The sequence below is a fragment of the Phytoactinopolyspora alkaliphila genome (assembly GCF_010550695.1).
GTDB classification, from domain to species: Bacteria; Actinomycetota; Actinomycetes; order Jiangellales; family Jiangellaceae; genus Phytoactinopolyspora; species Phytoactinopolyspora alkaliphila.
Genome location: NZ_JAAGOB010000005.1, coordinates 328,972 through 354,118 on the forward strand (window position 1 = coordinate 328,972; position 25,147 = coordinate 354,118).

The 25,147-nt window shown below is 67.6% G+C and carries 26 protein-coding genes and 1 pseudogene; 14 read left to right on the top strand and 13 right to left on the bottom strand.

What is annotated here, in order from left to right:
* The first annotated feature begins 2 nt into the window (after nucleotides 1–2).
* A complete protein-coding gene (locus G1H11_RS11690) occupies nucleotides 3–2,420 on the top strand; it encodes a transglycosylase domain-containing protein (protein WP_163818723.1) in 2,418 nt (805 codons plus the stop codon).
* A gap of 57 nt (nucleotides 2,421–2,477) precedes the next feature.
* Here the strand turns inward: G1H11_RS11690 and G1H11_RS11695 are convergent, their stop codons facing one another.
* The 3 genes from G1H11_RS11695 to G1H11_RS11705 form a co-directional block, all read right to left on the bottom strand.
* A complete protein-coding gene (locus G1H11_RS11695; RefSeq protein ID WP_163818724.1) occupies nucleotides 2,478–3,824 on the bottom strand; it encodes an FAD-dependent oxidoreductase in 1,347 nt (448 codons plus the stop codon).
* A gap of 193 nt (nucleotides 3,825–4,017) precedes the next feature.
* Nucleotides 4,018–5,064 (bottom strand): ACR3 family arsenite efflux transporter, encoded by a 1,047-nt coding sequence (gene arsB / locus G1H11_RS11700; protein WP_343074851.1) that lies wholly within the window; start codon nucleotides 5,062–5,064, stop codon nucleotides 4,018–4,020.
* 71 nt (nucleotides 5,065–5,135) lie between these two features.
* The gene (locus tag G1H11_RS11705) at nucleotides 5,136–5,474 is read right to left on the bottom strand and encodes an ArsR/SmtB family transcription factor (protein WP_163818725.1); all 339 of its coding nucleotides are present in this window, start codon (nucleotides 5,472–5,474) and stop codon (nucleotides 5,136–5,138) included.
* Between the two features lie 307 nt (nucleotides 5,475–5,781).
* Here G1H11_RS11705 and G1H11_RS11710 point away from each other — a divergent pair, with 307 nt between their 5' ends.
* The 4 genes from G1H11_RS11710 (at nucleotide 5,782) to pstB (ending at nucleotide 9,703) form a co-directional block, all read left to right on the top strand.
* Complete coding sequence (locus G1H11_RS11710; protein WP_163818726.1) at nucleotides 5,782–6,816, top strand: phosphate ABC transporter substrate-binding protein PstS family protein; 1,035 nt, start codon at nucleotides 5,782–5,784, stop codon at nucleotides 6,814–6,816.
* A 50-nt stretch (nucleotides 6,817–6,866) separates the two neighbouring features.
* Entirely contained in the window at nucleotides 6,867–7,826 is a 960-nt protein-coding gene (pstC, locus tag G1H11_RS11715; protein WP_163818727.1) for a phosphate ABC transporter permease subunit PstC, read from the top strand.
* Nucleotides 7,827–8,771: a phosphate ABC transporter permease PstA gene (gene pstA, locus G1H11_RS11720; protein ID WP_163818728.1), complete on the top strand. Its 945-nt coding sequence runs from the start codon at nucleotides 7,827–7,829 to the stop codon at nucleotides 8,769–8,771. It abuts the gene before it with no gap.
* Nucleotides 8,772–8,881: 110 nt separating this feature from the next.
* On the top strand, nucleotides 8,882–9,703 hold the full coding sequence (pstB, locus tag G1H11_RS11725; RefSeq protein ID WP_343074852.1) for a phosphate ABC transporter ATP-binding protein PstB: 822 nt from the start codon (nucleotides 8,882–8,884) through the stop codon (nucleotides 9,701–9,703).
* A 79-nt stretch (nucleotides 9,704–9,782) separates the two neighbouring features.
* On the opposite strand, the gene G1H11_RS11730 is transcribed toward pstB, so the two are convergent.
* From G1H11_RS11730 to G1H11_RS11740, 3 genes are all read right to left on the bottom strand, one after another.
* Nucleotides 9,783–10,457, bottom strand: a complete 675-nt coding sequence (locus tag G1H11_RS11730) for an arsenate reductase/protein-tyrosine-phosphatase family protein (RefSeq protein ID WP_174257581.1) — start codon at nucleotides 10,455–10,457, stop codon at nucleotides 9,783–9,785.
* On the bottom strand, nucleotides 10,435–11,163 hold the full coding sequence (locus G1H11_RS11735; RefSeq protein ID WP_163818729.1) for an arsenate reductase/protein-tyrosine-phosphatase family protein: 729 nt from the start codon (nucleotides 11,161–11,163) through the stop codon (nucleotides 10,435–10,437). The genes G1H11_RS11730 and G1H11_RS11735 overlap by 23 nt, the downstream gene beginning before the upstream one ends.
* A gap of 93 nt (nucleotides 11,164–11,256) precedes the next feature.
* Nucleotides 11,257–12,615 (bottom strand): threonine/serine exporter family protein, encoded by a 1,359-nt coding sequence (locus G1H11_RS11740; RefSeq protein ID WP_216843676.1) that lies wholly within the window; start codon nucleotides 12,613–12,615, stop codon nucleotides 11,257–11,259.
* A 656-nt stretch (nucleotides 12,616–13,271) separates the two neighbouring features.
* Here G1H11_RS11740 and G1H11_RS11745 point away from each other — a divergent pair.
* The 5 genes and pseudogenes from G1H11_RS11745 to G1H11_RS11760 all read left to right on the top strand — a co-directional run bounded on the left by G1H11_RS11745 (nucleotide 13,272) and on the right by G1H11_RS11760 (nucleotide 15,100).
* Nucleotides 13,272–13,553 (top strand): hypothetical protein, encoded by a 282-nt coding sequence (locus tag G1H11_RS11745; RefSeq protein ID WP_163818731.1) that lies wholly within the window; start codon nucleotides 13,272–13,274, stop codon nucleotides 13,551–13,553.
* The gene (locus G1H11_RS26495; protein WP_281352350.1) at nucleotides 13,550–13,675 is read left to right on the top strand and encodes a hypothetical protein; all 126 of its coding nucleotides are present in this window, start codon (nucleotides 13,550–13,552) and stop codon (nucleotides 13,673–13,675) included. Before G1H11_RS11745 ends, G1H11_RS26495 begins: the two co-directional genes overlap by 4 nt.
* 15 nt (nucleotides 13,676–13,690) lie before the next feature.
* On the top strand, nucleotides 13,691–13,879 hold the full coding sequence (locus G1H11_RS11750) for a nitrite reductase (NAD(P)H) small subunit (RefSeq protein WP_163818732.1): 189 nt from the start codon (nucleotides 13,691–13,693) through the stop codon (nucleotides 13,877–13,879).
* Nucleotides 13,800–14,224, top strand: a pseudogene (locus G1H11_RS27030) (winged helix-turn-helix domain-containing protein); the annotation flags it as partial. The gene G1H11_RS11750 and the pseudogene G1H11_RS27030, both read left to right, overlap by 80 nt.
* A gap of 198 nt (nucleotides 14,225–14,422) precedes the next feature.
* Nucleotides 14,423–15,100, top strand: coding sequence for a sirohydrochlorin chelatase (locus G1H11_RS11760; protein WP_216843678.1), 678 nt, complete (start codon nucleotides 14,423–14,425; stop codon nucleotides 15,098–15,100).
* Between the two features lie 34 nt (nucleotides 15,101–15,134).
* Here the strand turns inward: G1H11_RS11760 and G1H11_RS11765 are convergent, their stop codons facing one another.
* The 4 genes from G1H11_RS11765 to ddaH form a co-directional block, all read right to left on the bottom strand.
* Complete coding sequence (locus G1H11_RS11765; protein ID WP_163818733.1) at nucleotides 15,135–15,638, bottom strand: DUF402 domain-containing protein; 504 nt, start codon at nucleotides 15,636–15,638, stop codon at nucleotides 15,135–15,137.
* Nucleotides 15,639–15,659: 21 nt separating this feature from the next.
* The gene (locus G1H11_RS11770) at nucleotides 15,660–15,845 is read right to left on the bottom strand and encodes a hypothetical protein (RefSeq protein ID WP_163818734.1); all 186 of its coding nucleotides are present in this window, start codon (nucleotides 15,843–15,845) and stop codon (nucleotides 15,660–15,662) included.
* Between the two features lie 148 nt (nucleotides 15,846–15,993).
* Nucleotides 15,994–17,214, bottom strand: a complete 1,221-nt coding sequence (rocD, locus tag G1H11_RS11775) for an ornithine--oxo-acid transaminase (RefSeq protein ID WP_163818735.1) — start codon at nucleotides 17,212–17,214, stop codon at nucleotides 15,994–15,996.
* 20 nt (nucleotides 17,215–17,234) lie between these two features.
* Nucleotides 17,235–18,047, bottom strand: a complete 813-nt coding sequence (gene ddaH, locus G1H11_RS11780; protein ID WP_163818840.1) for a dimethylargininase — start codon at nucleotides 18,045–18,047, stop codon at nucleotides 17,235–17,237.
* A gap of 164 nt (nucleotides 18,048–18,211) precedes the next feature.
* Here ddaH and G1H11_RS11785 point away from each other — a divergent pair, with 164 nt between their 5' ends.
* Both G1H11_RS11785 and G1H11_RS11790 read left to right on the top strand, forming a co-directional pair.
* Nucleotides 18,212–18,661 (top strand): Lrp/AsnC family transcriptional regulator, encoded by a 450-nt coding sequence (locus G1H11_RS11785; protein ID WP_163818736.1) that lies wholly within the window; start codon nucleotides 18,212–18,214, stop codon nucleotides 18,659–18,661.
* A 192-nt stretch (nucleotides 18,662–18,853) separates the two neighbouring features.
* A complete protein-coding gene (locus G1H11_RS11790) occupies nucleotides 18,854–20,284 on the top strand; it encodes a C40 family peptidase (protein WP_163818737.1) in 1,431 nt (476 codons plus the stop codon).
* A gap of 37 nt (nucleotides 20,285–20,321) precedes the next feature.
* Here G1H11_RS11790 and G1H11_RS11795 read toward each other — a convergent pair whose 3' ends face one another.
* The gene (locus tag G1H11_RS11795) at nucleotides 20,322–21,161 is read right to left on the bottom strand and encodes a helix-turn-helix transcriptional regulator (RefSeq protein ID WP_216843680.1); all 840 of its coding nucleotides are present in this window, start codon (nucleotides 21,159–21,161) and stop codon (nucleotides 20,322–20,324) included.
* An 88-nt stretch (nucleotides 21,162–21,249) separates the two neighbouring features.
* Between G1H11_RS11795 and G1H11_RS11800 the strand changes: the two genes are divergently transcribed.
* Nucleotides 21,250–21,702: a DUF2000 domain-containing protein gene (locus tag G1H11_RS11800; RefSeq protein ID WP_163818739.1), complete on the top strand. Its 453-nt coding sequence runs from the start codon at nucleotides 21,250–21,252 to the stop codon at nucleotides 21,700–21,702.
* Between the two features lie 36 nt (nucleotides 21,703–21,738).
* On the opposite strand, the gene G1H11_RS11805 is transcribed toward G1H11_RS11800, so the two are convergent.
* Together G1H11_RS11805 and G1H11_RS11810 are read right to left on the bottom strand one after the other, a co-directional pair.
* Nucleotides 21,739–22,869: a fatty acid desaturase family protein gene (locus tag G1H11_RS11805; RefSeq protein ID WP_216843682.1), complete on the bottom strand. Its 1,131-nt coding sequence runs from the start codon at nucleotides 22,867–22,869 to the stop codon at nucleotides 21,739–21,741.
* Nucleotides 22,870–23,087: 218 nt separating this feature from the next.
* A complete protein-coding gene (locus tag G1H11_RS11810; RefSeq protein ID WP_163818740.1) occupies nucleotides 23,088–23,576 on the bottom strand; it encodes an inorganic diphosphatase in 489 nt (162 codons plus the stop codon).
* A 171-nt stretch (nucleotides 23,577–23,747) separates the two neighbouring features.
* Between G1H11_RS11810 and dacB the strand changes: the two genes are divergently transcribed.
* Nucleotides 23,748–25,136 (top strand): D-alanyl-D-alanine carboxypeptidase/D-alanyl-D-alanine endopeptidase, encoded by a 1,389-nt coding sequence (gene dacB, locus G1H11_RS11815; protein WP_163818741.1) that lies wholly within the window; start codon nucleotides 23,748–23,750, stop codon nucleotides 25,134–25,136.
* The last annotated feature ends 11 nt before the right edge of the window (nucleotides 25,137–25,147 follow it).

The window sequence follows — 25,147 nt, forward strand, 5'->3', positions numbered from 1 at the left end:
GCATGGATGATCAGCCGATAACCGAGACCGGCCCGAAGAGGGGGCCGAGATACCGAACGACCCAGAAACGCCGAGGCTGGCGGCGGTTCGTCGGCTGGAAGGCGTTCCTCCTCTACTTCCTCGGGCTGATCCTCCTCGGGGTCGGTGCCGTGGTGTTCGCCTTCGCCACGATCGACGTGCCCGAGCCCAACGACTTCTCCACCTCCGAGGCCACCATCGTCTATTACGACGACGGTGAGACCGAGCTCGGCCGGTTCAGCGCGGAGAACCGCGAGGTGCTCGACTCCGAAGCCATCCCGGAGAGCCTGAAGCTCGCGGTCGTGGCCGCCGAAGACAGGTCGTTCTACGAGAACCCCGGTTTCTCCGTCAGCGGCATCACGCGCGCGGCTATCGACCAGATCCGGGGCACGGGAGCGGGCGGCGGCGGGTCGACCATCACCCAGCAGTATGTGAAGAACTACTACCTCACCCAGGACCAGACCTGGAGCCGCAAGCTCCAGGAGATCGTGATCGCGGTCAAGATCGATCAAGACATCGACAAGGACCAGATCATCACCAACTACCTGAACACGATCTGGTTCGGGCGGGGCGCCTACGGTGTGCAGACGGCGTCACAGGCGTACTTCGACGTGAATGCGAGCGACCTCGACCTCGCCCAAAGCGCCGCCCTCGCCGCCATTCTCCGATCACCCGCGCGATACGACCCGACCGCCGGCGACGCCAACGCCGAGCGGTTCGAGCAGCGCTTCCGTTATGTGCTCGACGGCATGGTGACCACCGGTGCCATCGACCAGCAGACGGCCGATGAGACCGACCCGCCGGAAGTCCTCGCCGAGCAGCGGCAGAACCGGTACGGCGGCCCCAACGGCTACCTCATGATGATGGTCCGCGACGAGTTGCGTGCCCTCGGCTTCGAGGAATCCGAGATCGAGACCGGCGGGCTGCGAGTCGTGACATCGTTCAACGAGCAGGCGCAGGAAGCGGCGGTTCGCGCCGTGGACGAGGAGCGGCCCACCGAAAACGCCGAGCGCGTCCACATCGGCCTGGCCGCCCTACGTCCCGGCGACGGAGGTGTCGTCGCGTTGTACGGAGGGCCGGACGCGGTGGAGCAGAGCTTCAACGACGCCGTGGACGCGCGTGTTCAGCCCGGCTCGACGGTCAAGCCGTTCACGCTCGCCGCGGGTCTGGAAGAGGGCTTCTCCCTCAACAGCCGGTTCGCCGGGAACTCACCGTTCGAGGCGGAGGGGCTGGGTCCGCCGGTCAACAACCAGGGCAACGTTTCCTACGGGTGGAGCGTCGACCTGTTGCAATCGACCGAGCGGTCGATCAACACGGCGTTCGTCGACCTGACTCGCAACGTGAACTCCCAGACCGTGATGGACGCCATGGTGCGCGCGGGAATCCCGGAGGATAGCCCGGGGCTGGAGGCGAACCCCCGGGTCACGCTGGGGATCGCATCGGTGTCGGCGCTGGACATGGCGGAGGCGTACGGCACGCTGGCGGCTCAGGGTGTGCACACCGATGCCTACACCGTGTCGGAGGTGGTCCACGCGTCGGGTGAGGTCCGTTACGAGCGAGAGGTGGAGGCCAGGAGGGTCTTCGAGCCTGATGTGATGGCCGACGTCACCTATGCGCTCACCCAGGTGGTCGACAGCTGGCGAGGCACCGGCCGCACCGTCCGGGAGCACGGGTTCGACCGGCCCGCTGCCGCGAAGACCGGCACGCACCAGGATCTGACCTCGTGGTTCGCCGGGTACACCCCGCAGCTTGCCACGTCGGTCGCGTACTTCCGCGGCGAAGGCGCCGAGGCCGGCACCGAGGCGCTCACCGGCGTGGGCGGCATGGAGAACTTCGCGGGTGGTGGGTATCCGGCCCGTACCTGGACCGCCTTCATGAACGCTGCACACGAGGGCCTGCCAGTGGAGGAGTTCCCGGAGCGCGCCAACGTGAACGGGTTCACTCAGGCGAGCCCGCCGCGCAGTGACACCGGTGGCGATCAGTGGGGGGGAGATCAGTCCGGCGGTAATCAGTCCGGCGGCGAGAATGGCGGCGACGAGTCGGGTGACGAGAATGGCGGCGACGAGTCGGGCGATGAGAATGGCGGCGACGAGTCGGGCGATGAGAATGGCGGCGACGAGTCGGGCGATGAGAATGGCGGCGACGAGTCGGGCGATGAGAATGGCGGCGACGAGTCGGGCGATGAGAATGGCGGCGACGAGTCGGGTGACGAATCCGGCGGCGATGAGAGCGGCGGCGACGACAGCGGCACCGACGAGACCGGCGACGAGAACGGCGACGCGTGGGGCGACCAAGGCGGCAACCAGAACGGCGGCGATCAGAACGGCGATGGCACCGACACCGACAGCGCCGTGAGCCCATCGCGGCAGGTACACCGGTTGCCGCTGCGCCGCGCCGCCTGACCAAGCGAGTCCGAGTCGCGTTCGCGTTCACGGAGCAGCGAGTGTAGCTGCGGGGTGTCACCTGGCGGCGCGCTCAACCACCCGGAGCACCGTCTCGAGATCGTCGACGACGATGGGATCGCCGCCGTGGGGCCTGCCGAGTTCGGCCTCGTAACTCTCCAGCCGGTGCCAGTCTTCCCAGCTGAGCCGGTGCATTTCTCGCCCGGCGAGCGAGGCCTCCAGCTCTTCGGGCTCTCCTGCCGCGCGAGGAAGGTGGGCAAGGTCGCCAAGGATCGACGCCGCCACCTCACCGGCATCCGGCCGGTTCGTGCCGATCACCCCGGTGGGACCCCGCCGCAGCCAGCCGGTCACGTAGACCCCACGTAGCTGCTGGCCGTCGTCCACCACGCGGCCTTCGACCGAGGGGACGATTCCCCGCTCGTCGTCGAACGGAAGGCCCTCGACGGGCCGCCCGCGGTACCCGATGGCGCGGATCAGCAACTCCGCGCTCAGCTGGAGTGGCTTTGCCGTGTCCCGGGTGGGTTCGAGGTCCACACCCGTGACGGCGGCATCGCCGTGGACTCGGAGCGGGCGTCGCCAGAAATGCAGATGGATTCGTCGCGGAGCTCCGCTCGGGGACCTCTCGGACCACTCGTGGAGTACCTTCACCGTGGTGGCGGCCTGCCGCCGGCTTTCGACCTCTGCCTGGTCGGCGTCGTCGAGAACGAGATCGCCGGAATCGACGACGACGTCCACGGCGTCGAGTTTGCCGAGCTCCCGCAACTCCGGTGAGGTGAACTTGGCCTGAGCCGGCCCCCGCCGTGCCACCAGGTGCACGTCGGTGAGCGTGCTGGCGGCCAGAGCGTCGACGACGGGGCGCGGCATGCTCGTGCCGCGAAGACTCGCGGGATCCCGGGCGAGTATCCGGGCGACGTCCAGAGCCACGTTGCCGGCGCCGATGACCACGGCCGATCGCAGCGGGTCGGGCAAGCTGACCTTGGGTGCGTCCGGGTGGCCCGTGTACCAAGCCACGAGCTCCGACGCGCCGATCGATCCGGGTAGGTCTTCGCCGGGGATGCCGAGCGTTCGATCACCGCGCATGCCGGTGGAGAACACGACGACGTCGTAGTGATGGCGCAGCTCGTCGAGCATGACGTCGCGGCCCACCATCACGTTGCCGAAGTAATGGGCGTCGGTGTACTCGAACCCCGCCGCGAGGACCCTGGTGATGGTGCGGGTCTTCGGATGGTCCGGCGCCACGCCGTAGCGGACCAGGCCGAACGGCGCGGGCACCGCCTCGAACACGTCGACCCGCCGGAACGCGTCTGACTCGAGCAGATTGGCCAGCAGATAGAGCCCGGCCGGACCAGCTCCGATGATCGCCGCGGTACGTCCGGTGGTGCGTGGTCTGTCGGTGGTCACCATCGGCTGTTCCATCGCCCCTTTCTGCGGGAGCGGGTCTGATCAGATGACTGAACTCTACCCGTAGATGTGGGTCGGTCACCTGATCATTTGCGTCCGCATACTGAGATCAGATCAGGTGACACACCTTGTGCCAGAGGGCGGTTGTTCGCATCTGATCATGGTGCTCGACGTCGTTCGGACGACGAATCGACGATCAGGTGGCAAACTCGCGGGGGTAGAGCCGGCGGCGGGCGGCCAGTGCGGCGTACACCAGGGCGACGAGCACGGGAACCTCGATCAGGGGGCCGACGACGCCGGCCAGCGCCTGACCGCTGGTGACGCCGAAGACGGCGATCGACACCGCGATGGCCAGCTCGAAGTTGTTTCCCGCGGCGGTGAACGCCAGGGTGGTGGTCTTCGGGTAGCCGAGTCCGAGCCGGTATCCGAGGGCGAACGACCCGGCGAACATCACGACGAAGTACACCAGAAGCGGTACCGCGATCCGGGCGACATCGGCGGGCCGACTGGTGACGGTCTCTCCTTGCAGGGCGAACAGCACGACGATGGTGAACAGGAGTCCGTACAGCGCCCACGGACCGGCCCGGGGGAGGAAGCGGGCTTCGTACCACTCGCGCCCTCTGGCTCGCTCACCCAGCGTCCGGCTCGCGTAGCCGGCCAGCAGGGGGACGCCGAGAAAGACCAGGACGCTGACAGCGACGGTCCAGACCGAGAAGCCGGCAGAGGTGGTCTCCAGGCCGAGCCACCGCGGCAGGATCTGCAGATAGAACCAGGCCAGTGCGGAGAACGCGAGGATCTGGAACACCGAGTTGACCGCCACGAGGACGGCGGCCGCTTCCCGGTCGCCACAGGCGAGGTCGTTCCAGATCAGCACCATGGCGATGCACCTGGCCAGCCCGACGATGATCAGGCCGGTCCGGTACTCGGGCAGGTCGGCGAGGAAGACCCAAGCGAGGGTGAACATCACCGCGGGGCCGGCGATCCAGTTGAGGGCGACGGATGTGATGAGGAGACGCCGGTCAGCGGTCACCTGGCCGGCCTCGTCGTAGCGCACCTTCGCCAGGACCGGATACATCATGACGAGCAGCCCGACGGCGATGGGCAGGCTGACCGAGCCGATGGCCACGGCGTCGAGAGCGTCGTCCAAGCCGGGGATGAGATTGCCGAGAAGTAAGCCGGCGACCATGGCCGCTGCGATCCACACCGGAAGAAGGCGGTCCAGCGCGGAGAGCCGGTGCAGCACAGCCGCCTCGGGGGCCTCCGGCGATGTGTCCGGCGACGGCTGCCGTGGTGCGGCCGTGGCGGAACTGTCGTTCACGGACACGGCCTCCGCACATTCTGGCTCTGGACGACGTGGGTGGCGTCAGCGAGCTGGTTGACCACCTGCGCCAGCCGGTTCATCGCCTCGGGTCGCAGCCGGTGGTACGTGTACCGGCCGTGTGGCTCGCTCTCCACCAGGCCGGCGTCGCGTAGAAAGCGGAGGTGGTTCGAGACGTTGGTCTGGCGGGCGCCCGTCTCGTCCACCAAGTGACAGGTGCACAGGGCCTCTGCCGCCAGGAGGTGTACGATCTTCAGCCGCACCGGGTCGGCCAGCGCGCGTAACCAGGCGACCTGCTGATCGAAATGTATATCAGTCTCTACTGATGTCATCATGCGCTGACACGTTACGGGGAGAAGCTTGCCTGCGCAAACGCGTGCCGCAGGCCGGTCAACGCTCTCTCCGGACCAGCCCGGAAGGCCCTCCGTGATCCGGTCGAGACGTCCCTGACCTGGCGGTCTTAACCGGTTCGCGACCTCACACGCGGGATGTTTACCTGAACGTCGCCGATTAGCCGGGCAAACGTCCTCCAGCGCACCGGTGACGTTCATGCCTCGTTCACCCTCAGCGGGGAACGGCGTCACTTCGGGTCTTTAGCGTCGGTGACGACATAAAGACTGACCACATCCGGAAGGATCCGACGTGAAGATCAGCACTGCTCGCCGGCGACTGGCGCCCCTTGCGGTTGCCAGCGCTGCGGCGCTCGTCCTGGTCGCTTGTGGAAGCGACGATGCCAGCGACGACACCAACACCTCCTCTGAGGACTCCTCCAGCGAGGAACAGCCTGCGGACGACGATTCCGAGGACGAGCCGGCCGACAACGGCGATGAGCTGTCCGGATCGGTCGTGGTAGACGGCTCCAGCACTGTTGCGCCGCTGGGTGAGGCCGCGGCCGAACTCTTCATGATGGAGACGCCTGGCGTCCAGGTCACCGTGGGAACATCCGGTACCGGCGGTGGATTCGAGAAGTTCTGCAACGGCGAGACCGACATCTCCGAGGCATCCCGTCCGATCAAGGATGAGGAAGCAGCGATCTGCGAGAGCAACGGCATCGCGTTCGAAGGCCTCACCGTGGCCAACGACGCGCTGACCGTGCTCGTCAACCCGGAAAACCCGCTGCAGTGCATCACGGTCGAGCAGCTTCAGGCGATCTGGGGCCCGGACTCCAGCGCCTCCAACTGGAACGAGATCGACGGTATCGACCTCGATGCGCCGCTCGACCTGTACGGCCCCGGCACCGACTCCGGAACGTTCGACTACTTCACCGAGGCGATCAACGGTGAAAGCGGCGCCCAGCGCACCGACTACAACAACATCGGCGAGGACGACAACACCGGGATCATCGGCGTCGAAGGCTCCACCGGTGGCATGTTCTACGTCGGCTTCTCCTACTACATGGAGAACCAGGACCGGGTGAAGGCTCTGGAAATCGATGGCGGCGACGGCTGCGTAGCCCCGTCCTACGAGACGGTTCAGGACGGCTCCTACAGCCCGCTCGGCCGGGGGCTGTTCGTCTACCCGTCCGACGCCGCGTTGGAGAAGCCGGAGGTGCTGGCCTTCATCAACTTCTTCATCAGCAACGCAGAGCCGATCGCCGAAGCCGCGGGCTTCATCGGGATGACCGATGAGCAGGCGAGTGAGGCGCAGGCGCAGGTCGACGCTCTGGTCGGCGGCTGAAAACCGTGAACCCCGGCTACCTGGCGAGAAGGCAGTAGGTCACGCCCACCATGACCACAGCTGGCATCACGGTCTCCGGCGGCGGCGCGGGAAACTCCCCGCGCCGTTCGCTGGAGGCTCCCAGCCCGCGCTACGGCGAAAAGACGGTCAAGGTCATCCTTGCCGCGTGTGCCGGACTCTCTGTCCTGGTCACGACGGGTATCGTTCTCTCCCTGCTGTCCGGCGCGGCTGACTTCTTTCGTGAGGTGCCGATTCACGAGTTCCTCTTCGGCACCACGTGGGCGCCGGCGTTCGCCGACGCCCACTTCGGCGTCATCCCGATCGTGACGGGAACGCTCAACATCGTCTTCTGGGCGTTGGTGGTCTCGATACCCCTCGGCTTGCTTTCCGCGATCTACCTCAGCGAGTACGCGCCGAACCGGGTCCGTAAGACCATCAAGCCGATGCTGGAGGTGCTTGAGGGCATCCCCACCGTCGCCATCGGCCTGTTCGCGCTGATGTTCCTGCGGCCGTTTCTCGAAGACGTCTTCCCCTTCTTGGACTGGACCGGACCGCACGCCATCGGCGTAGCGGGAGTGGCCGTAGGGCTCCTGATCGTTCCCCTGGTCGCGTCGATCTCCGACGATGCCATGCGGTCAGTCCCGCGTGGCCTGCGTGAGGGTGCCTACGCACTCGGTGCGAGCAAGCTGCGGGTCTCGGCGCGGGTGGTCTTTCCCGCCGCCATCTCGGGCATCGTCGCCGCGATAGTCCTCGCCGTATCACGCGCCATCGGAGAGACCATGGTGGTGTTGATGGCGGCGGGCGCCCGGCCGCAGATCACCTTCGACCCCACCAAATCCGCCCAGACCATGACCGCCTTCATCGGGCAGACCGCCACGGGGGAGATCTCCTTCGGCACCATCGCGTACTACACGATCTTCGCCGTGGGTGCCCTGTTGTTCGTCATGACCCTGGTGATGAACCTCTTCGCGGTCCGCCTGGTCCGTCGCTTCCGTGAGGTGTACGAATAGATGGCCACTGACGAGAAGCCGCCACGCACCGCCCGGACCCGATTGGCCGTCGCAGGTGCCAGGTCCTCGACGGAGAGTGTCTTCGGGGCTCGCGGCCGCGGAGACCGGCTGGGCAACCGATTCTTTTTGGCGTTCCTTCTCCTGGGAATGGCGATGGCGATCACCGGCCTGGCCGCGATGATCATCTGGGCCATCATCGAAGGGTCGCCGCGCTTGAGCATGGACCTGATCACCAATGGTCCCTCGACACTGGCCCCGGAGACCGCGGGTTACCGGCCAGCGATTCTGGGATCGATCTACGTGATCGGAGGCGTGATCGCGCTGATCGTCCCGCTGGGCGTGGGCGCCGCCGTCTACCTTGAGGAGTTCGCCGACAAGACGCGCTGGTGGAACCGGCTGATCGAGCTGAACATCCAGAACCTGGCCGGCGTCCCCTCGATCGTCTTCGGCATTCTCGGCCTGGCCTTCATTGTGCGCTCACCGCTGAGCCTCGGGGCCGTTCCGGCAGCGGGAGCCGTCACGATCGCGCTGCTCGTCCTGCCGACAGTGATCATCGCGGCGCGAGAGGCGATCCGCGCGGTCCCGCCGTCCATTCGGGAGGGATCACTTGCCCTCGGCGCCACCCAGTGGCAGACCATCTACCGGCAGGTACTGCCGGCCGCGATGTCCGGGATACTCACGGGCGTGATCCTCGCTGTCGCGCGGGCCATCGGCGAGGCGGCACCGCTGCTGCTCGTCGGCGCCGTCACGTTCGTGACGTCCGACCCCAGCTTCTTCGGCCCCGGCTTCACCACGTTGCCCACCCAGATTTTCGATTGGGCTCGTCGGCCGCAGGAGGAGTTCCAGGTTCTAGCCGCGGCGGGTGTCCTGATCATGCTGGCATTGGTGCTGGTCATGAACTCGTTCGCTGTCTGGCTCCGCAATCGATTCGAGCAGAAGTGGTAGGTGGCACGGTGACCAACAACCTGACCCAGGAGATCACGCGTACGCCACCGCGCAGTGCTGGCGACGACATCAAGGAGGCTTCCGGCGTGTATGATCAGACCGACATCTCGGTGCGTCCGGAGGAGTTCCGGCAACGTGGGCCGGCCGAACACCGCGAGAAGACGTTCGAGCTCAGGAATGTCTCGGTGTCGTATGGCGGTAATCGAGCCGTCCATGACGTGAGCATGGACATCTTCCACAAGAACATCACGGCTCTCATCGGCCCGTCCGGATGCGGCAAGAGCACGCTGCTGCGCTCGCTCAACCGGATGAACGACCTGGTGCCTAGCGCCAAGGTCGAGGGCTCGCTGCTGTACCACGGCGCGGACATCTACGGACCCAAGGTGGATCCCGTGCAGGTCCGCAAGGTGATCGGCATGGTCTTCCAAAAGCCGAACCCGTTCCCCAAGTCGATTTACGACAACGTCGCCTTCGGCCCACGGACAACGGGCATCAAGGGCGACATGGATGACATCGTCGAGGAAGCGCTGCGCCGGGCCGGGCTGTGGGACGAGGTCAAGGACCGGCTGGACGACAACGCTTACGGTATGTCCGGGGGCCAGCAGCAACGGCTCTGCATCGCACGGTGCATCGCCGTCGAGCCGGACGTGATCCTGATGGACGAACCGTGCTCAGCTTTGGACCCGATTTCCACGGCGCGGATCGAGGACCTGATGCTCGAGCTCAAGGAGCGCTACTCCATCGTCATCGTCACGCACAATATGCAGCAGGCCGCTCGCGTCTCGGACATGACGGCCTTTCTCATGGTTGAGCTGACCGCGGACGAGAAGAGCCGGTGGGGCGAGCTGATCGAGTACGACGACACGAGCAAGATCTTCACCAATCCGGGCGACTCCCGTACAGAGGACTACATCAGCGGCCGGGTCGGCTGAACGGCGCGCCACCGCGGGTACGTCGGGGAGCGCGAGTCCTGGCGTGCCGCCCTCCGGCGGAGCCCATCGAGGTATTCGCTCAGCCGACGCTGCCCGACAGCGGTCCGGCCGTGATGTTCAGGCTGTCCAGGAGCGCCCGGACGCGGCGCTCTATCTCGTCGCGGATGGGCCGCACGGCCGCGATGCCTTGTCCGGCTGGATCCTCGAGGGTCCAGTCCTCGTAGCGCTTGCCGGGGAAGACCGGGCAGGAGTCCCCGCAACCCATGGTGATCACGACGTCGGCGGCGCGGACGATCTCGTCGGTCCAGGGCTTGGGAAACTCCCGGGAGATGTCGATGCCGCGCTCTGCCATCGCCTCGACCGCGGCCGGGTTCACCTCCGTGCCGGGCTCCGAGCCCCCGGACCACGCCGCCGCTCGCCCGCCGGCCAGATGCTCGAAGAAGCCCATCGCCATCTGGGACCGGCCCGCGTTGTGCACACACAGGAACAACACGACCGGGACTCCGTCGTCGTGCTGGCCCTCGACCCTGAGGAGGGCCTTCAGCCGTTGCCGGGCGAACCGTTCAGCGACCAGGGGGAGGTAGTCGGGAATGCGCGCGTCTTCGGAGAAGTGGTCGAAGCTCGCGTCGAGGAAGCTGCGTATGGTTTCTTCGGCAAGGACGCCGTGGAACTCGTCGGCCAGCCGGCCAGCGGCCACATCAAGGGCATGATCCAGCTCGATCACCGGCTTGTCATCGGACGGGTTCGGCGTCATCGACTTCTCCAGACTCTTCGAGGATGGGCGTGCTCGTCGTCGCCGCGGTCAGTATCGCTGCGAGCCGGGATATCCGCCGGCTGAGCCGGCCGAACGCGTCGTCGAAGGCTTGGTCGGTCCCGGCGCGGACAGGATCCGGGATCGACCAGTGCAGGCGTCGCAGCTCACCCATCTCCTCGTGTGCCTGGTCGCATACGGCGATCACCAGGTCATCCCGGCCGGTAACCTCGGCGACGTGGTGGGTACGCGCTGCGGGCAAGGACAGCCCGTGCCGGCGAATCGCGGCCAGGGCAGCGGGATGGACCTCGCGCGCCGGCCGGGTCCCTGCGGACGCCACCGGGATGGTGCTGCGCCTGCACCAGAGCGCGGCGGCGATCTGCGAGCGGGCCGAGTTACGCGAACAGACGAAGAGAATCCGCGGAGCGTGCAGTGGGGTGCCGACGGGGATACCCGCCAGGGCTTCGGCGACGAGCGTGACATACGTGCGCCGGCGATCCCCTTCCGACCGGGTGCGCCGGACAAGGCCGGCACCTTCCAGGACCTTCAGGTGATGAGCCAGCAGATTGGACCCGACGCCAAGCTGGCCGGCGAGTTCACCCGGTGCCGCATCCCCGGCCGCGAGAGCGTCGACGATGGCAACGCGGGCGGGATCGCCGAGAGCGGCGTGCACGGCGGCACGCCGCTCAACAGATAGCTCAGTATTCATTGACTCAATATTCGTTGAGTTTCTGGATTGTGTCAACTTGCTTCCGACACGGAGCGGAGCGGCGAAACGGGCGTGGTGCGGGGAGCGGGTGTTTCACGTGCGGCTGCCGCGCGCCCTCCGGCGTACGCGGCGCTGCCACCGGTCCATCTCGCCGCGCAGCGGGGTGGCCACGAACTCGCCGAGGGTGACGCCCGCGGCCAGCGCCAGCCCGATCCCTACCGCACCGAAAAGCATGCTGGCACCGGCGAGGAGGTCATTGCTCTCGACCATCGTGAACATGGACCGGTAGATCAGCAGACCGGGCAGCAGGGGCGTGATGCCGCAGACCGAGATGGCCAGCGCGGGCGCGCCGAGCCGTTCGGCCACACCGCCGGCCAGTATGCCCACGACGAGCGCCGCTGCGAACGACGAGCCCGCAGGGCCCAGACCGACATCGTTGACGATCAGATACATGCCCGCCGAAACGACACCGACGCCGGTGGCGACCGCCACGGTTCGTGGTCGGCTGTACGACGCCAACCCCCACGAGCCGGCGATCACGCCTCCGGCGACGAGCTGGACGATGAACGGTGTCGACAGGGCGGAGTGATCGACGACTCGTAGCGGGACGCCTATCCGCTGCCCGATGTCGAGGACGAATCCGACGCCGATCACGATCCCGATGGTGTAGATGGCCACCTCGAACGAGCGCGCCGCAGCGGTGAGCGGGTAGCCGGAGATCGCGTCCTCGGCCGCACCCACCAAAGACAAGCCTGCCAGCAGGACGACGATCCCCGCCGCCACCACGAGCGAGGGAGTCACCAGGTCCTCGCGCCAGCCGAACTCCTCCCGCCCCCAGTTCAGGAACAACGCCACGATGGTGGCGAAGCCGGCGCCGATGGCCTGCTGGAACATGTAGGGCAGACCCTCGTTTCGCAACCAGCGCAGCAGCCGGTCGATGATCATCGTCGTCGCCGCGGCGAGACACGCGGCCAGCCACGCTCCGTTGAGCAACACGGCTACGCCGGCGGCCATGCCACCCAGCGCGAACGTAACCACCCATCGGCGGTAAGGATGCGGCGCCGCGACGATCTCATCGAGGCGCACGTGCGCGTCGGCCAGGCCGATCTCGCCCTTTCCGGCTGCCTGGACCAGGTCGAACAGGTCGGCGAGCCGGCTGTAGTCCGCGGTGCGCACGTTGATCACGCGGACCTTGGTGATCGGATCGTCGTCCCGGTCGATGGTGGCGGTGATCGAGGTGAAGGTGATGTCGATGATGCATGTGGTCACGCCGAAGCCTGCCGCCAGCCGCAGCAGAGCCGCCGTGGTGTCGGCCACCGGAGCGCCGGTGGTGATCAATGCCTCACCTGTGCGCAGAACCAGGTCGAGGACGGATCTCTCCACTTCGGCGGTGAGCCCGCTCTGCCGGCGGGGGAGCGCGATCGGCACGGTCGGCGGCCCGGTCTCCGTCACTACCCGGCGTGCTCGATCCCGCAGCGGCGATATCGGTTTGTCCGCGGGACCGCGACGTACCGCGTTCCGGCGCGCGGAACCCGGCGGATCTGGCGGTGCCGGCGGGGATGAGAGAGCCGGCGGAGGTGACGGCGCCGGGTGTGCCGGGCGGGATTGAGTTGCGCCTGGCGGATCCGGTGGTGCGGACCGACGCGGACCGTGTGGGGCTGGCCCGGGCGGATCGGGGGGCGCCGACCCGTGAGGACCCGGGGGGCGGTTCATGTTGCTCACACTCGGTAACCGTATCCAATCTGCCTTCGCCCGACGACGCGCTTGGTGGGACGAGAACCGGCATTACCCAGGCGATCACGTGGCGAACGCCGGTCGCCTGGCCTCGACGGCCTCACAGCAGCCGCAGCACCGGCGGGAGAAGACGTTGACACATGCGCGTCACATAGGCGACCGCGACGTAACGCGGCATCCCTAGCGTCGTTCAACCGGCCAGTCCCAACCGGCTCACCGACGAGCAGGGGACACACCTGCCCGGCGCCACTGCCCCGGCACCGTCGCCGCCAGCGGCAGCGCCGGGACGGGACGACCATCTTCCCAGCGGAGGCGACGATGACGCAGACCCTGACCCGGGCAGAGATTCCAGCCGCCTGGAAGCGCGGCGGACGGTGGATCGACCATTGGGATCCGAGGACGAGGAGTTCTGGGGAACACACCGGGCGGCGGGTAGCGCGCCGGACCTGATCGTGTCGATCTTCGCCGAGCACCTTGGCTTCTCGGTGTGGCTGCTCTGGAGCATCACGGCGACGATGCTCGTCGCGCACTACGGATTCGACTTCTCCGCGGCGCAGCTGTTCTTCCTCGTTGCCGTGCCCAACGTCGTCGGGTCCATGCTGCGGATTCCCTGCACCTTCGCGTGCCGAGGTTCGGCGGACGGAACCTCACCGTGATCAGTGCCACGCTTCTGCTGATTCCCACGACGCTGTTGATCGTTGCCGTGAACAACGCGGCGACGCCGTACTGGGCCTTCGTCCTGATCGCGGCGACGGCGGGGTTCGGCGGGGGCAACTGATCGGTGGCGTCACCGATGCACAAGCAGGTCTTCGACCTGCGGACCGGCGTCTGCCTGGACGACGACGAGATGGCGGTGACGGTGTTCGCCACACGGGTTCGCGACGGCCCATCCGGGCCGCCGGCTGGTGGACGACTGGTCTCCCGCGTCCGAATCCTCGGCGGAGGTTCTCGACCACCTCCTGGAGCGGGACCTACGGGGTAAGCGGGTGGCCGTCCAGCTGCACGGCGAGCCGCTGCCCGACTTCACCAGCGCGCCGGCCGTGGCGAGCCTGCTGTCGCTGGCCACAAGGGCCGGACTGCACGACGAGGTTCTGGAAGCCTTCCGCGGCGACGTGATGGCGGCGTGCGGCTGCCCGGTGTCGTCGTGTCCCGAGCCGATCTCCTGGCCGCACTACATGGCAGCGGCACCGACGAGCACGCGGTCGAGATGGCGATCACCCGCTTGCGTGGCGTGCTGGGCGCCAGAGTGGTGCAGACCATGGTGAAACGGGGTTACCGGCTTGCGTACAAGCCGGAGTCCGTCGACGAGAATTACGGTGCGCAATGACCGGCGCGACCCATACGGCCGGCATGGCCGCGTTGAGCCGGGGCCGGTGCATGGTTTGAACCTCCTTTGCAATGCGCACAGATACGCAACACCCAGCGTTGCGTATCTGTGCGCATTGCAAAGGGGTTGGAGGGGTGTGGGTGGCCCGGCCAGGTGCTCGGTACGCCGGCCGAACGCGGATTGCGGGAGACTGAGCAGGTGACTGAGAACGCGCAGATGATCGCCGTGGCCCACGGCACTCGGGATCCCGAAGGACCGGCGGTGCTGGAAGAACTCCTTGTGCACGTCCGCCGGCGCCTCCCCGACGTGGACATCCAGATCGCCTACGTCGATGTCATCGGGCCGATGCTCGACGAGGTACTCGCCGGCGTGGGCGGCGCGCCCGTGGTGGTGCCGATGTTCCTGGCTTCTGGCTACCACGTGCGGGTCGACGTGCCTCGCGCGATCGAGAGCGCCGGGAGCGGTGCCGTGGTGACGGATGCACTCGGCCCCGACGACGCCGTGGTCGAGGCCGTCGCCGACCGGCTGAACGAAGCTGGCCAGAACCTGGACGCCGTCGTGATGGCCGCGGCCGGCTCGGCCGACGAGAACGCGCTCGCCGAAGTGGAGGTAGCCGCCGCCAAGCTCTCCGGCTTGCTCGACCGGGACGTCGTGGCCGCGTACATCACCACGGCGACCCCCACCGTGGCGGACGCGGTAGGCCGCCTGCGTGCGGCCGGTCACCAGCGGATCGGGGTGGCGTCGTACCTGCTTGCCCCGGGACTGTTCCTGCGGCGGCTGGACGATGTCGGCGCGGACGTGGTCGCGCCGCCCATCGGTGTCCACCCTCGCGTCGTCGACGTCGTCGTGCGTCGTTATCACTCCGCCTCTCCATGATCAGTGACGCTCGCCCCCTATGAGGGCGTAGTCGTCAATGATCATGGAGAGGGCGGTGGAGCATGCTGAATCCGCTGGTCCGGGCGATCCGCTCCAGTTCGTCCAGTGCGCGCCGGGCATGAGCGGCGGCGGCGGGATCCCGCTGCGTGAAGCCGCTGGCGGCGAACTGGTCCTCGTCCAGGCGGAGGATGGTGGACCCGTCGGCCGACATCCACAGGTCCAGATAGAGATCCGCCACGACCACCGCACCGGCTTCGACCCGGGCCGGCCTCGTCACGTCGCAGTACCACCCCTTGAGCGCGCCATCGTCGCCGTACACCTCTTTGATCGCGTACCAGCGATCACGCCAGTAGTGCTCGACGAAGGTGTCGCCGGGCCCGAAACTCACCCCCGCGAGCTCTTTGGCCGGGGTCCCGGACCACGGCGCGCGGATCACGATGTGCGTTCCGTCGTCGGAATCCACCACGCCGCGATAGGACGTGTTCGGCCGCGGTGCCTTGACGAGCTTGACCGTGATCGAGGCGCCGATGTCGAGCACGCCTGCCAATGGGACGGCCTGTCAGTCCGCTGCGGCGGAGAGTTTCATCCGCTCGTTCGGCGGCAGCGGTTCGTTGTGCACGACGACATCGAATTCTCCGCGTATCTCGATGCGCCGGCCGTCGCCGTCGGCGAGCTCTAATGCTTGCGCCCACACCGTGGGATTCACCTTGAATACGGCGACGTTCTTCGTCGAGTTTCGGGCCACGGCTCAACGGTACTCTGCCGCGCCGAGAATCGTCACTCGCGCCCCGCCGCAACGGTAGAAGCTTCCGCACGTCATCGAGGAGTTCGTGGCCCGTGTCACCCAGATCCTGCCACTGTCGACAGAGCCTTCCACCGTTATCGCTCCAACGTCAGCGTGCGTTCGCGAGCACCCGGCTGAGCGCGCCGACGGCGAGATCGATTTCCTCCGGAGTCACCACCAGCGGCGGGGCCAGGCGGATGGTGGAGCCGTGAGTGTCTTTGGCGAGCACGCCCTCGGCCAGGAGCGCCTCACTGGCCTGGCGGCCGGTCATCAAGGCGGGGTCGATGTCGATGCCTGCCCATAGGCCCCGTCCGCGTACAGCGAGCAGGCCGGCTCCCACCAGCGGACGCAGGCGGCTGAGAAGGTGCTCACCGAGTTCGGTGGCTCGTCGCTGCCATTCTCCGGTGCGGAGCATCGCCACGACGGCCCGGCCGGCAGCGCATGCCAGCGGGTTGCCGCCGAACGTGCTCCCGTGCTCGCCGGGATGGATCACGCCGAGCACGCTGCTGTCGCCCACCACGGCGGAAACCGGGACAACCCCTCCGCCGAGCGCCTTGCCCAGCAAGTAGAGGTCGGGCACGACATCCTCGTGCTCACAGGCGAAGGTGGCACCCGTACGTCCGAGACCGGACTGGATCTCGTCCGCGATGAAGAGCAGCTCGCGGGCGTCGCACAGCTGGCGCACCTGCGAGAGATAGCCCGCGGGGGGCACCACGACCCCGGCCTCGCCCTGGATCGGCTCGATCAGGACCGCCACCGTGGTGTGGTCGATCGCGTCGGCCAGCGCCGTCGGATCCCCGTAGGGCACCACGGTGAAGCCGGGAGTGAACGGCCCGAAGTGGGTGCGGGCCACCGGGTCGGTGGAGAAACTGACGATGCTGACGGTGCGGCCGTGGAAGTTGCCGTCGGCGACGAGGATGGTGGCGCGATCTTCCGGGACCCCCTTGACCTCGTAGCCCCACTTGCGGGCTACCTTGATGGCCGTCTCGACGGCCTCGGCGCCGGTGTTCATCGGTAGCACGAGTTCTTTGCCGGCCAGCTCACCGAGCTCCTGTGCGAAGGGGCCGAGGAGATCATGGTGGAAGGCCCGGCTGGTGAGCGTCACCCGATCGAGCTGTGTGCGGACCGCGTCGACGATGTCCGGGTGCCGGTGCCCGAAGTTCACGGCCGAGTATGCCGCGAGACAGTCGAGGTAGCGGCGTCCTTCAACGTCGCGGACCCACGCACCTTCGCCTTCGGTGATCACGACCGGCAGGGGATGATAGTTGTGCGCCGTGCTCCGCTCGGTGAGGGAGATGAGCTCCTCGGTACGGCCGGTCTGAATGGTCATGGGTGTGTGCTCCTTCGTGTTTACCGGTCGCCCGCCGTGCCGGCGGGGGTCGCCGTCGTCGCCCGGTGTAGTTCCAGGGTGGCGCATTTGACCCCGCCACCGCTCTTCAGTAGCTCAGAAACATCCACTGGTACGGGGACGTATCCGCGTTCGGCGATCTGGGCAGCCAGCTTCTCGGCCTGCCGGGCGAGGACCACGTGCGTGCCGTCGCTCACCGCGTTGAGGCCGAGCACCAAGGCGTCGTCGGCGGTGGCGATGATCGCCTCCGGGTACAGCGAGGCGAGTAGGCGCTGGCTGGAGTCCGAGAAGGCAGCCGGGTAATAGACGATGGTCCGGTCATCGAGGACGGCGAGGGCCGTGTCCAGGTGGTAGAAGCGAGGATCCACCAGGTGCAGCGGCGCGACCGGCACGTCGAAGACTTCGGCCAGTTCGGTGCATGCCGCGGGGCTGGTCCGGAATCCGCTGCCCGCGAGAATCCGCCGCCCGGTCCAGGCGAAGTCGCCCTCTCCTTCGTTGATCTCCCGGGGCATGCGGACGTCGACACCGTGGTCGGTGAGCCAGCGCCGGTGGGCGGGGGCCTCACCTGCCCGGCCGGGCGCACGGAATCGTGCTCCCAGTGCCCGTTCTCCGATGACGAGCGCACCGTTGGCGGTGAAAACCATGTCCGGCATCCCGAGCAGCGGCTCGAGCACATCCACCCTGTGCCCGAGGCCCTCGTAGGTGCGCCGCAGGGCTCGCCATTGTGCGAGCGCGCGATCCGCATCGACGGGCACCGACGGATCCATCCATGGATTGATCGAATGCTCGACCGCGAAGTGGACAGGTGGGCACATGAGGTAGCGCCGGCTGGCGACAGGAGTCACATTCTGACCCTAGATGGCGGAGGAGCCGCAACGCGATACATCGATGTTGCCGCTGAGTAGCAGTTCATTGCGTCAGGCTCACGGAAGGCGTCGATATCTTGCGTCGCGGGCATGAACGCCGCGATGATCGGCTCATGACACTCGACGACATCGACAGCCGGATCATCCGGGTGCTCACCACGGACGGCCGGGCCAGTTACGGCACCATCGGCGCCGAGGTGAACCTGTCCGCCCCCGCGGTGAAACGGCGGGTCGATCGCTTACGTGCCCGCGGCGTCATCGCAGGGTTCACGGTCCGCGTGGATCCGGGCGCCACCGGGTGGGATACCGAGGCGTACGTCGAACTGTTCTGCAACCGCCGCACGTCCGGTGAGGAGATTCTTCGACGCGCGCAGACCTATCCCGAAGTGGTCGAGGCGTTCACGGTGACAGGCGACGCGGATGCCCTGCTGCATGTTTTCGCATCCGATATGCACCATTTCGAGCGAGTGCTCAGTGAGATCTCCGCGGAGCCTTTCGTGGCCCGGACACGCAGCGTTCTGGTGCTTTCTCCCTTACTTCGCCGGGAATTTCTCACTATGTAGGATCGAGTTCGGCGGCGCGCTGAAGGTTCCGGCCAGCCCTCTCACCTCCCTCTACGAAATTACAGCCGTGTGTTTCGTCAAGTCGACACGCCGTGTGACTCTTGAGTTTCTTGGGTTTTGTGTTCCCTATTGTGACCGAAGTGGCTAGGCTCTTCTCCTGTGATGTCGGGCAACGGGGGAGGTTGGCCCAGGATGGCGAGCGGGACTAGCGACGGGCGGCGGCGAGCGCGCGCCCCGTTCGCGAGTGCCGTTGCGGTCGTGTTCCTGGCGGCCGGGCTGGCATCCGCACACGCCGAGCCGACCCACCCGTCGCGACAGGAGATCGACGACGCCCGGGTGGCGGAGCGCGCCGCCGGGGACGCGGTCGTGGCCGCCGAGTCGCGACTGGCCGCGATCAACGAGCAGGTCGACAACGCACACATTGCAGCGGCGAAGGCGGTCGAGGCGTACAACGGCGCCAAGATCGCGCTCGCGGAGGCGGAAGAAGCCGACGAAGCTGCCCGCAGGAAGGCCCGGCTCTCCGCGGCCACGGCCGCGGAGGCGCAAGCAGTGCTCAGCCAGGTCGTCGCCGCGTCGTACCGACACGGCGGTGAGCTGGCCAAGTTCAGCATGGTCCTGCATGCCGAGGACGGGCGCACGCTCTTCGATGCCGCCGCGATGTTCAGGTCGGTCACCGACTCGCAAGCCGGTGCTTTCGCCCAGGCGGCCGAGGCGACAGCGCAGGCCGAAGAGGACGCCGATCTGGCGCGCGCCGCCGTGCTTGAGCGCGAGCGCGCCACCGAGGCGGCGGAAGGCGCGCACGAGGAAGCACGGGCGCTGGTCGAAGCTGAGGAAGCGGCCTTCGCCGCAGCCGAGTTGGAACGCGAGGCCCTGATCGAGAATCTGGCCGAGGCGCGCGGCACCACCGTTGCGCTGGAGCGGGACCGGCAGCGGGCGATCGAGGAAGAGCGTGCCGCGGAACGCGAGCGTGACGCCCGCGAGGACGCCGACGACCCCGAGCCGACCGATCCTCCGAGGCAGCCCGACGACGAGCCCTCGCCCACACGCACACCGCGGGCTACGCCGAGCGAGCCGCCGTCCCCGCCGAGCGCCACTCCGACGCCCACATCCACCCCCAGCTCGACACCGACGCCGACGCCCACCCCCACCCGCACGTCGACGCCGACGCCCTCCTCAACGCCCAGCCCGACGCCCACCCGCACATCGACGCCGACACCGTCGCCGTCGCCCACCCCGACGAGTCCGCCCGACCCGCCGTCCGGAGCAGAGGCGGCCGTCGCGTATGCGTGGCAGCAGGTAGGCAAGCCCTACGAGTGGGGCGCGTCCGGCCCGAACTCGTTCGATTGCTCAGGGCTGACGATGCGGGCCTGGCAGGCAGGCGGCAAGAACCTGCCCCATTGGAGTGTCGCGCAGGCGGAGCGGGTCACCCGGGTCTCGTACGCGCAGATGGTCCCCGGCGACCTGATCTTCTGGTCCGACAACGGGCAGGCGTCCGGCGTTCACCACGTGGGCCTTTACATCGGCGGCGGGAAGATGATCCACGCGCCGCGCCCCGGGAAGGACGTCGAGGTGCAGAGCGTCTTCTACTGGCACGATCCCGCCTTCTACGGGCGGGTGCCCTGACCCGCGCGTCGGGATGCGGACGTAGCAGGCACGGGCGTCAGCACCGGCCGCGGCTGTCTCCTGTGTACCGGCCGGGGCTGGTGCCCAGGTAACGCCGGAACACGCGATTCAGATGTGCTTGATCGTAGAAGCCTGCCGCTGACGCCACCTCCGCCGGGCGCTGTCCGCCCAGTAACAGCCGACGGGCCAGATCGATGCGCCGTCCGGTGAGATATGCATGCGGTGGCAGCCCGAAGGCAGAGCTGAATGAACGCACCAGGTGGGCAGGGTGTGCGTGCAGCTCTCGTCCCGCCGCGGCGAGGGACAGTCCTGGCCGGACGTGAGCGTCGAGCAGATCCCGGAAGCGAGCGGCCAGGGCGTTGCCGGCTGGGTGGTCCAGGACAGGTGAGGAACCGTCGTCGAAATCGCTTGCGACCGTGCCGGGCGCCAGATGTTGCCGCAACCGGATCCGCAAGAGGGCTAGCCTGCTCTCGGCTTCGAGGCCGTCTCCCGGATGGCCCAGGCTCAGGTGCAGCTGGTGGATCCGCTGCCACAGGACGGCGTCGTCGAGCCCCGGGTGATCGACCGCGGCGCCGACCAGTTTATCGCCGAGCACCGCGGCATCCAGATAGAGCACGCGCTTGCGGAAGCCGGCAGGTGTGGCCGGACGGCCGTCGTGCGGTACGTGCGGCGGCAGCAGCGTGACCGTGCGGCCGACCGCTCCATGATGATGTCGATCGAGGTCGTAGCGGATCGCGCCGTCGTCGACGATCAGCAGCGTCCACGCCGCGTGGGTATGCGCCGGATACGCGTGGTCGACGAAACGCGCGTGGAAGACCTCTGCGATGCCGGCGATCGAGGGTCGCCACGCGTGAGTCTCAGGACGGCCGGCGAGCACGCAAAGAACGTACAAGACGCCGGGCGCCCGTGGCGAGCATCCTGGTTCTGCTGACGAACCACGCGTGGCGACGATGCCCGCATGACTCATGTCTGAACGAAACTCTGAGGTGTGCGCTGTGGACGGACCGATCCGATTCGACACCAAGATCGCTGTCTTGCTCCGCGACGACCTGGAGCTGTGGCAGCGCCTCAACGTGACCGCGTTTCTGGCCGGCGGATTGGCCGGCGCCGATCCCGAGCTGGTGGGTGAGCCCTACGAGGATGCCGACGGCACCGTCTACCTGCCCATGCTGCGGCAGCCCGTGATGATCTTCGCTGGCGGCAAGGAGACCTTGACAGCCGCGCACGAACGGGCGCTGCGGCGTGGGATGCCGCTGGCGGTGTTCACGCGCGACCTCTTCGGCACCGGCAACGACCGGGACAATCGCGCCGCCGTCAAGGCCGTCGGACGAGCCGGGCTCGACCTTGTGGGGCTGGCCATTCACGGACCGAAGAACGCCGTCGACAAGGTGCTCAAAGGCGCGACCCTCCACGCCTGACCGGATCGGCTGACGACGCCGGCGCTTGTCCGGCGGTCACGCTCGTAGCTGTCCCGCCAGTGGGCACGCGAACGGATCCCGTGCGCCGAGTCCGACCTTGTTCAGGTAGTCGACCACGATCTTGTACGAGCCCAGCAAGCTGGTCTCGGTGTACATGACCTTGTGCCGGGCACAGAAATCACGGACGATCGGCTGCGCCTTGCGCAGGTTGGGCCGCGCCATGCTGGGGAACAGGTGATGCTCCACCTGATAGTTGAGCCCGCCCATGGCGAAATCCGTCACCGCGCCACCACGGATGTTGCGTGACATCAGCACCTGGCGACGGAGGAAATCGATCTTCTCATTCGCCGGGACGATCGGCATACCCTTGTGGTTGGGCGCGAAGGAGCCACCGAGAAGCAGGCCGAACAGGCCCATCTGGACGCCGAAGAACGCCGCGGCCTTTCCCGGCGGCAGCACGATGAGCAGGGCGGCGATGTAGCCGCCGAGGCGGAGCGCCATGAACAGCGCCTCGCACCACCGGTGCTTCAGCGCTTCCTTGCTGAGGACTCGCTGAATGCTGGCGACATGCAGGGCGAGTCCCTCGAGGAGGAGGAGAGGGAAGAAAAGGTACCCCTGCCGGCGCGCGAAACGGGCGCTGAACCCCTTCCTGCCCTCCATCGCCGACGGAGTGAAGGCCAGTACGCCGGGTGCGATGTCCGGGTCGGCGCCCTCCTTGTTCGGGTTGGCGTGGTGCCGATTGTGCTTGGACATCCACCATCCGTAGCTCAATCCGGTGAACAAGCCGGAGAACACTCTGGCGGACCATTCGTTCCACTTATGCGACGCGAAAATCTGGCGGTGTGCGCCGTCGTGACCGAGGAAGCCGAACTGGGCAAGTACCACCGCCAGCACGCCGGCGGGGATCAGCTGGAACCACGAATTGCCGAGGAAGCCGAAAGCCACCCACACGCCGGCGAACGCTGTCACCATCGCGATGATCAGCGTCCAGTAATAGCCGTAGCGCCGCTTCAGCAGGCCGGACGCCTTGATCTGACGCGAAAGGTCGGAGTATTCGCTGACATAGCGTTCACGCCGGCTCGCGCCGGCCGGGCCCGGAAGAGTGTCGGTTCTGGACGCGGCGCCGGAGCCGGATTCCGGCATTGTTGATGTGGGGTTGTGCGACACGGTAAGACCACCGTTCGTGTGTCGGCTGTGGCGTATGGAGCTTTGGCTCACGTCACGCCATTCGGTATGTCGGCCGGCATCATTAGCCTTGCCGTAGGGCGGGTCGATTACTCACCAGGACGACTACAGCAGATGGGCTGCTGGATCGTTGGCTCAACCCTGGATGCCTCCACTTTACCCCGCGTGGCGGTGATCTATGCCGCGTCCGGTGTGGGCAATCAGTAGCCGGCCTTCTTCGCCCGGTCGTATGAGGCGCGGATCTCTTCCTCCGCCGCGGCCCGGTCCACCCAGGTAGCCCCCTCGACCGACTTGCCGGGTTCCAGGTCCTTGTAGACCTCGAAGAAGTGCTGAATCTCCAGCCGGTCGAACTCCGGAACGTCGTTCATGTCGTGCAGGCCCTCCTTTCGGGGATCGTCGGCCGGCACGCACAGCACCTTGTCGTCGCCCCCGGCCTCGTCCTTCATGCGGAACATGGCGATGGCGCGGCACCGGATGAGACAGCCGGGGAAGGTCGGTTCCTCGATGAAGACCAGGGCGTCCAGGGGATCGCCGTCGAGTCCGAGCGTCTCGTCGATGAAGCCGTAGTCGTGTGGATACCGGGTGGAGGTGAACAGCCGGCGGTCGAGCCGAATCCGGCCGGTCTCGTGATCCATCTCGTACTTGTTCCGGCTTCCTGCCGGAATCTCGATCGTGACGTCGAAATGCACGAGCCTGCCTCCCTGCGTTGGTGCCCTTGGCGATCTGCCTCAAGTCTCCCGTACCGTGATATCCGACGTGTGGGCGGGCAGGTGTCGAGAAGGTCACCGTCAGGTAAGAACTCGCCGGAACAGGCGACGTGAGGCGTGTCGATAGTAGACCGGTGAACCGGCGGGAGAGGTATGTCTGGGCGGAGCGTGACCGTGGTGGCCGCCTGTGTCGTCGTCGCCGGTGCCGTGGCCGGCGGGGTCTTGTATGCCTCCGACGTGCGACCGGCCGGGTCGGAAGGCACGGGCAAGCTCGCGACGGTGGCCGAGAAGGCGCCGCCGGCGCCACGCTGGGAGGCGGCCGGCGCGGTGCTGGACACAGCATGGGCGAGGGAGACGGCTCAGACCTCGGTGGTGGCCCTGGCCAGAACTCTGGAGTCAGTGGCCGGCGACGAGTCGGCCGGCGGGCACGTGGGTGCCGCGGTGGTCGACCTCGCCTCGGGCGAGCTGATCTTCGAGACGAATGCCTCGGACCCGTTCGTGCCTGCCAGCACGATGAAGATTCTGACCGGCACGGCGGCACTTGAGGTCCTGGGCCCGGACCACCGTTTCGTCACGTCGGTCACCGGCCGGCTCAGCGGCGACGCCGAGATCACCCTCGTGGGCGGGGGAGACCCACTGCTGGCCTCGTCGCGGTCCGCGGCAAGGGAGCCGTCGGCCGCCGGCCTGGACGTCCTCGCCGAGCGGACCGCGGAGTCCCTGGTCCCGGCCGGTGTGACCTCCGTGCGGCTGTCCTTCGACGACGGCCTGTTCGCCGGTCCCGCCGTCGATCCGGACTGGCGCCCCTCCTACGTCCCCGACGGTGTCGCCGGCCCGGTCAACGCGTTGGCTGTCGATGGTGCTCGTCGCTCCCCCGGGTTCCGGGAACGGGTGAGCGACCCGGCGCAGGCGACCGCGGAACTGTTCGCCGAGCTCCTGGACGACCACGGCGTCGAGGTGAACGGTGCCCCTCGCCGCACGGCCGCAGACGCCGCCGACGATGAGGTGGCCTCCGTGACCTCCCCGGCACTGTCCACTGTCGTCGAGTTCATGATGCGCACCAGCGACAACGACGTCGCCGAGGTGCTGGCCCGGCACGTGGCCCTCGGCCTGGACCGGCCCGGCTCGTCGGAGGAGGCGGCCGAAGCAGTCACGGATGCGCTGGCCGGACTCGGCGTAGAGGTCGACGGGCTGGACATCCGGGACGGCAGCGGGCTCGCTCGGGACAACGCCGTCACGGCCGGCTCGCTGATCTCGGCACTTCAGGCGGCGGCTGAGCCGGAGATGCCACACCTGCGCCCGGTTCTCGCGGGCCTCCCGGTGGCCGGCTTCACCGGCACGCTCGCCGAGCGTGTCTCCGGCGACTCGGCCGGCTACGTACGGGCGAAGACCGGGACGCTCACCGGCGTGCACAGCCTGGCGGGCCTGGCAGCGCGGCCGGACGGGCAGGCGTACCTGTTCGCCATCCTCGCCGACGACGCGGACGACGCCCTGGCCGCCCGCGGAGTGCTGGACGACTTCGCTGCGGTATTGGTCGCCGAATGACATAGCGTGGC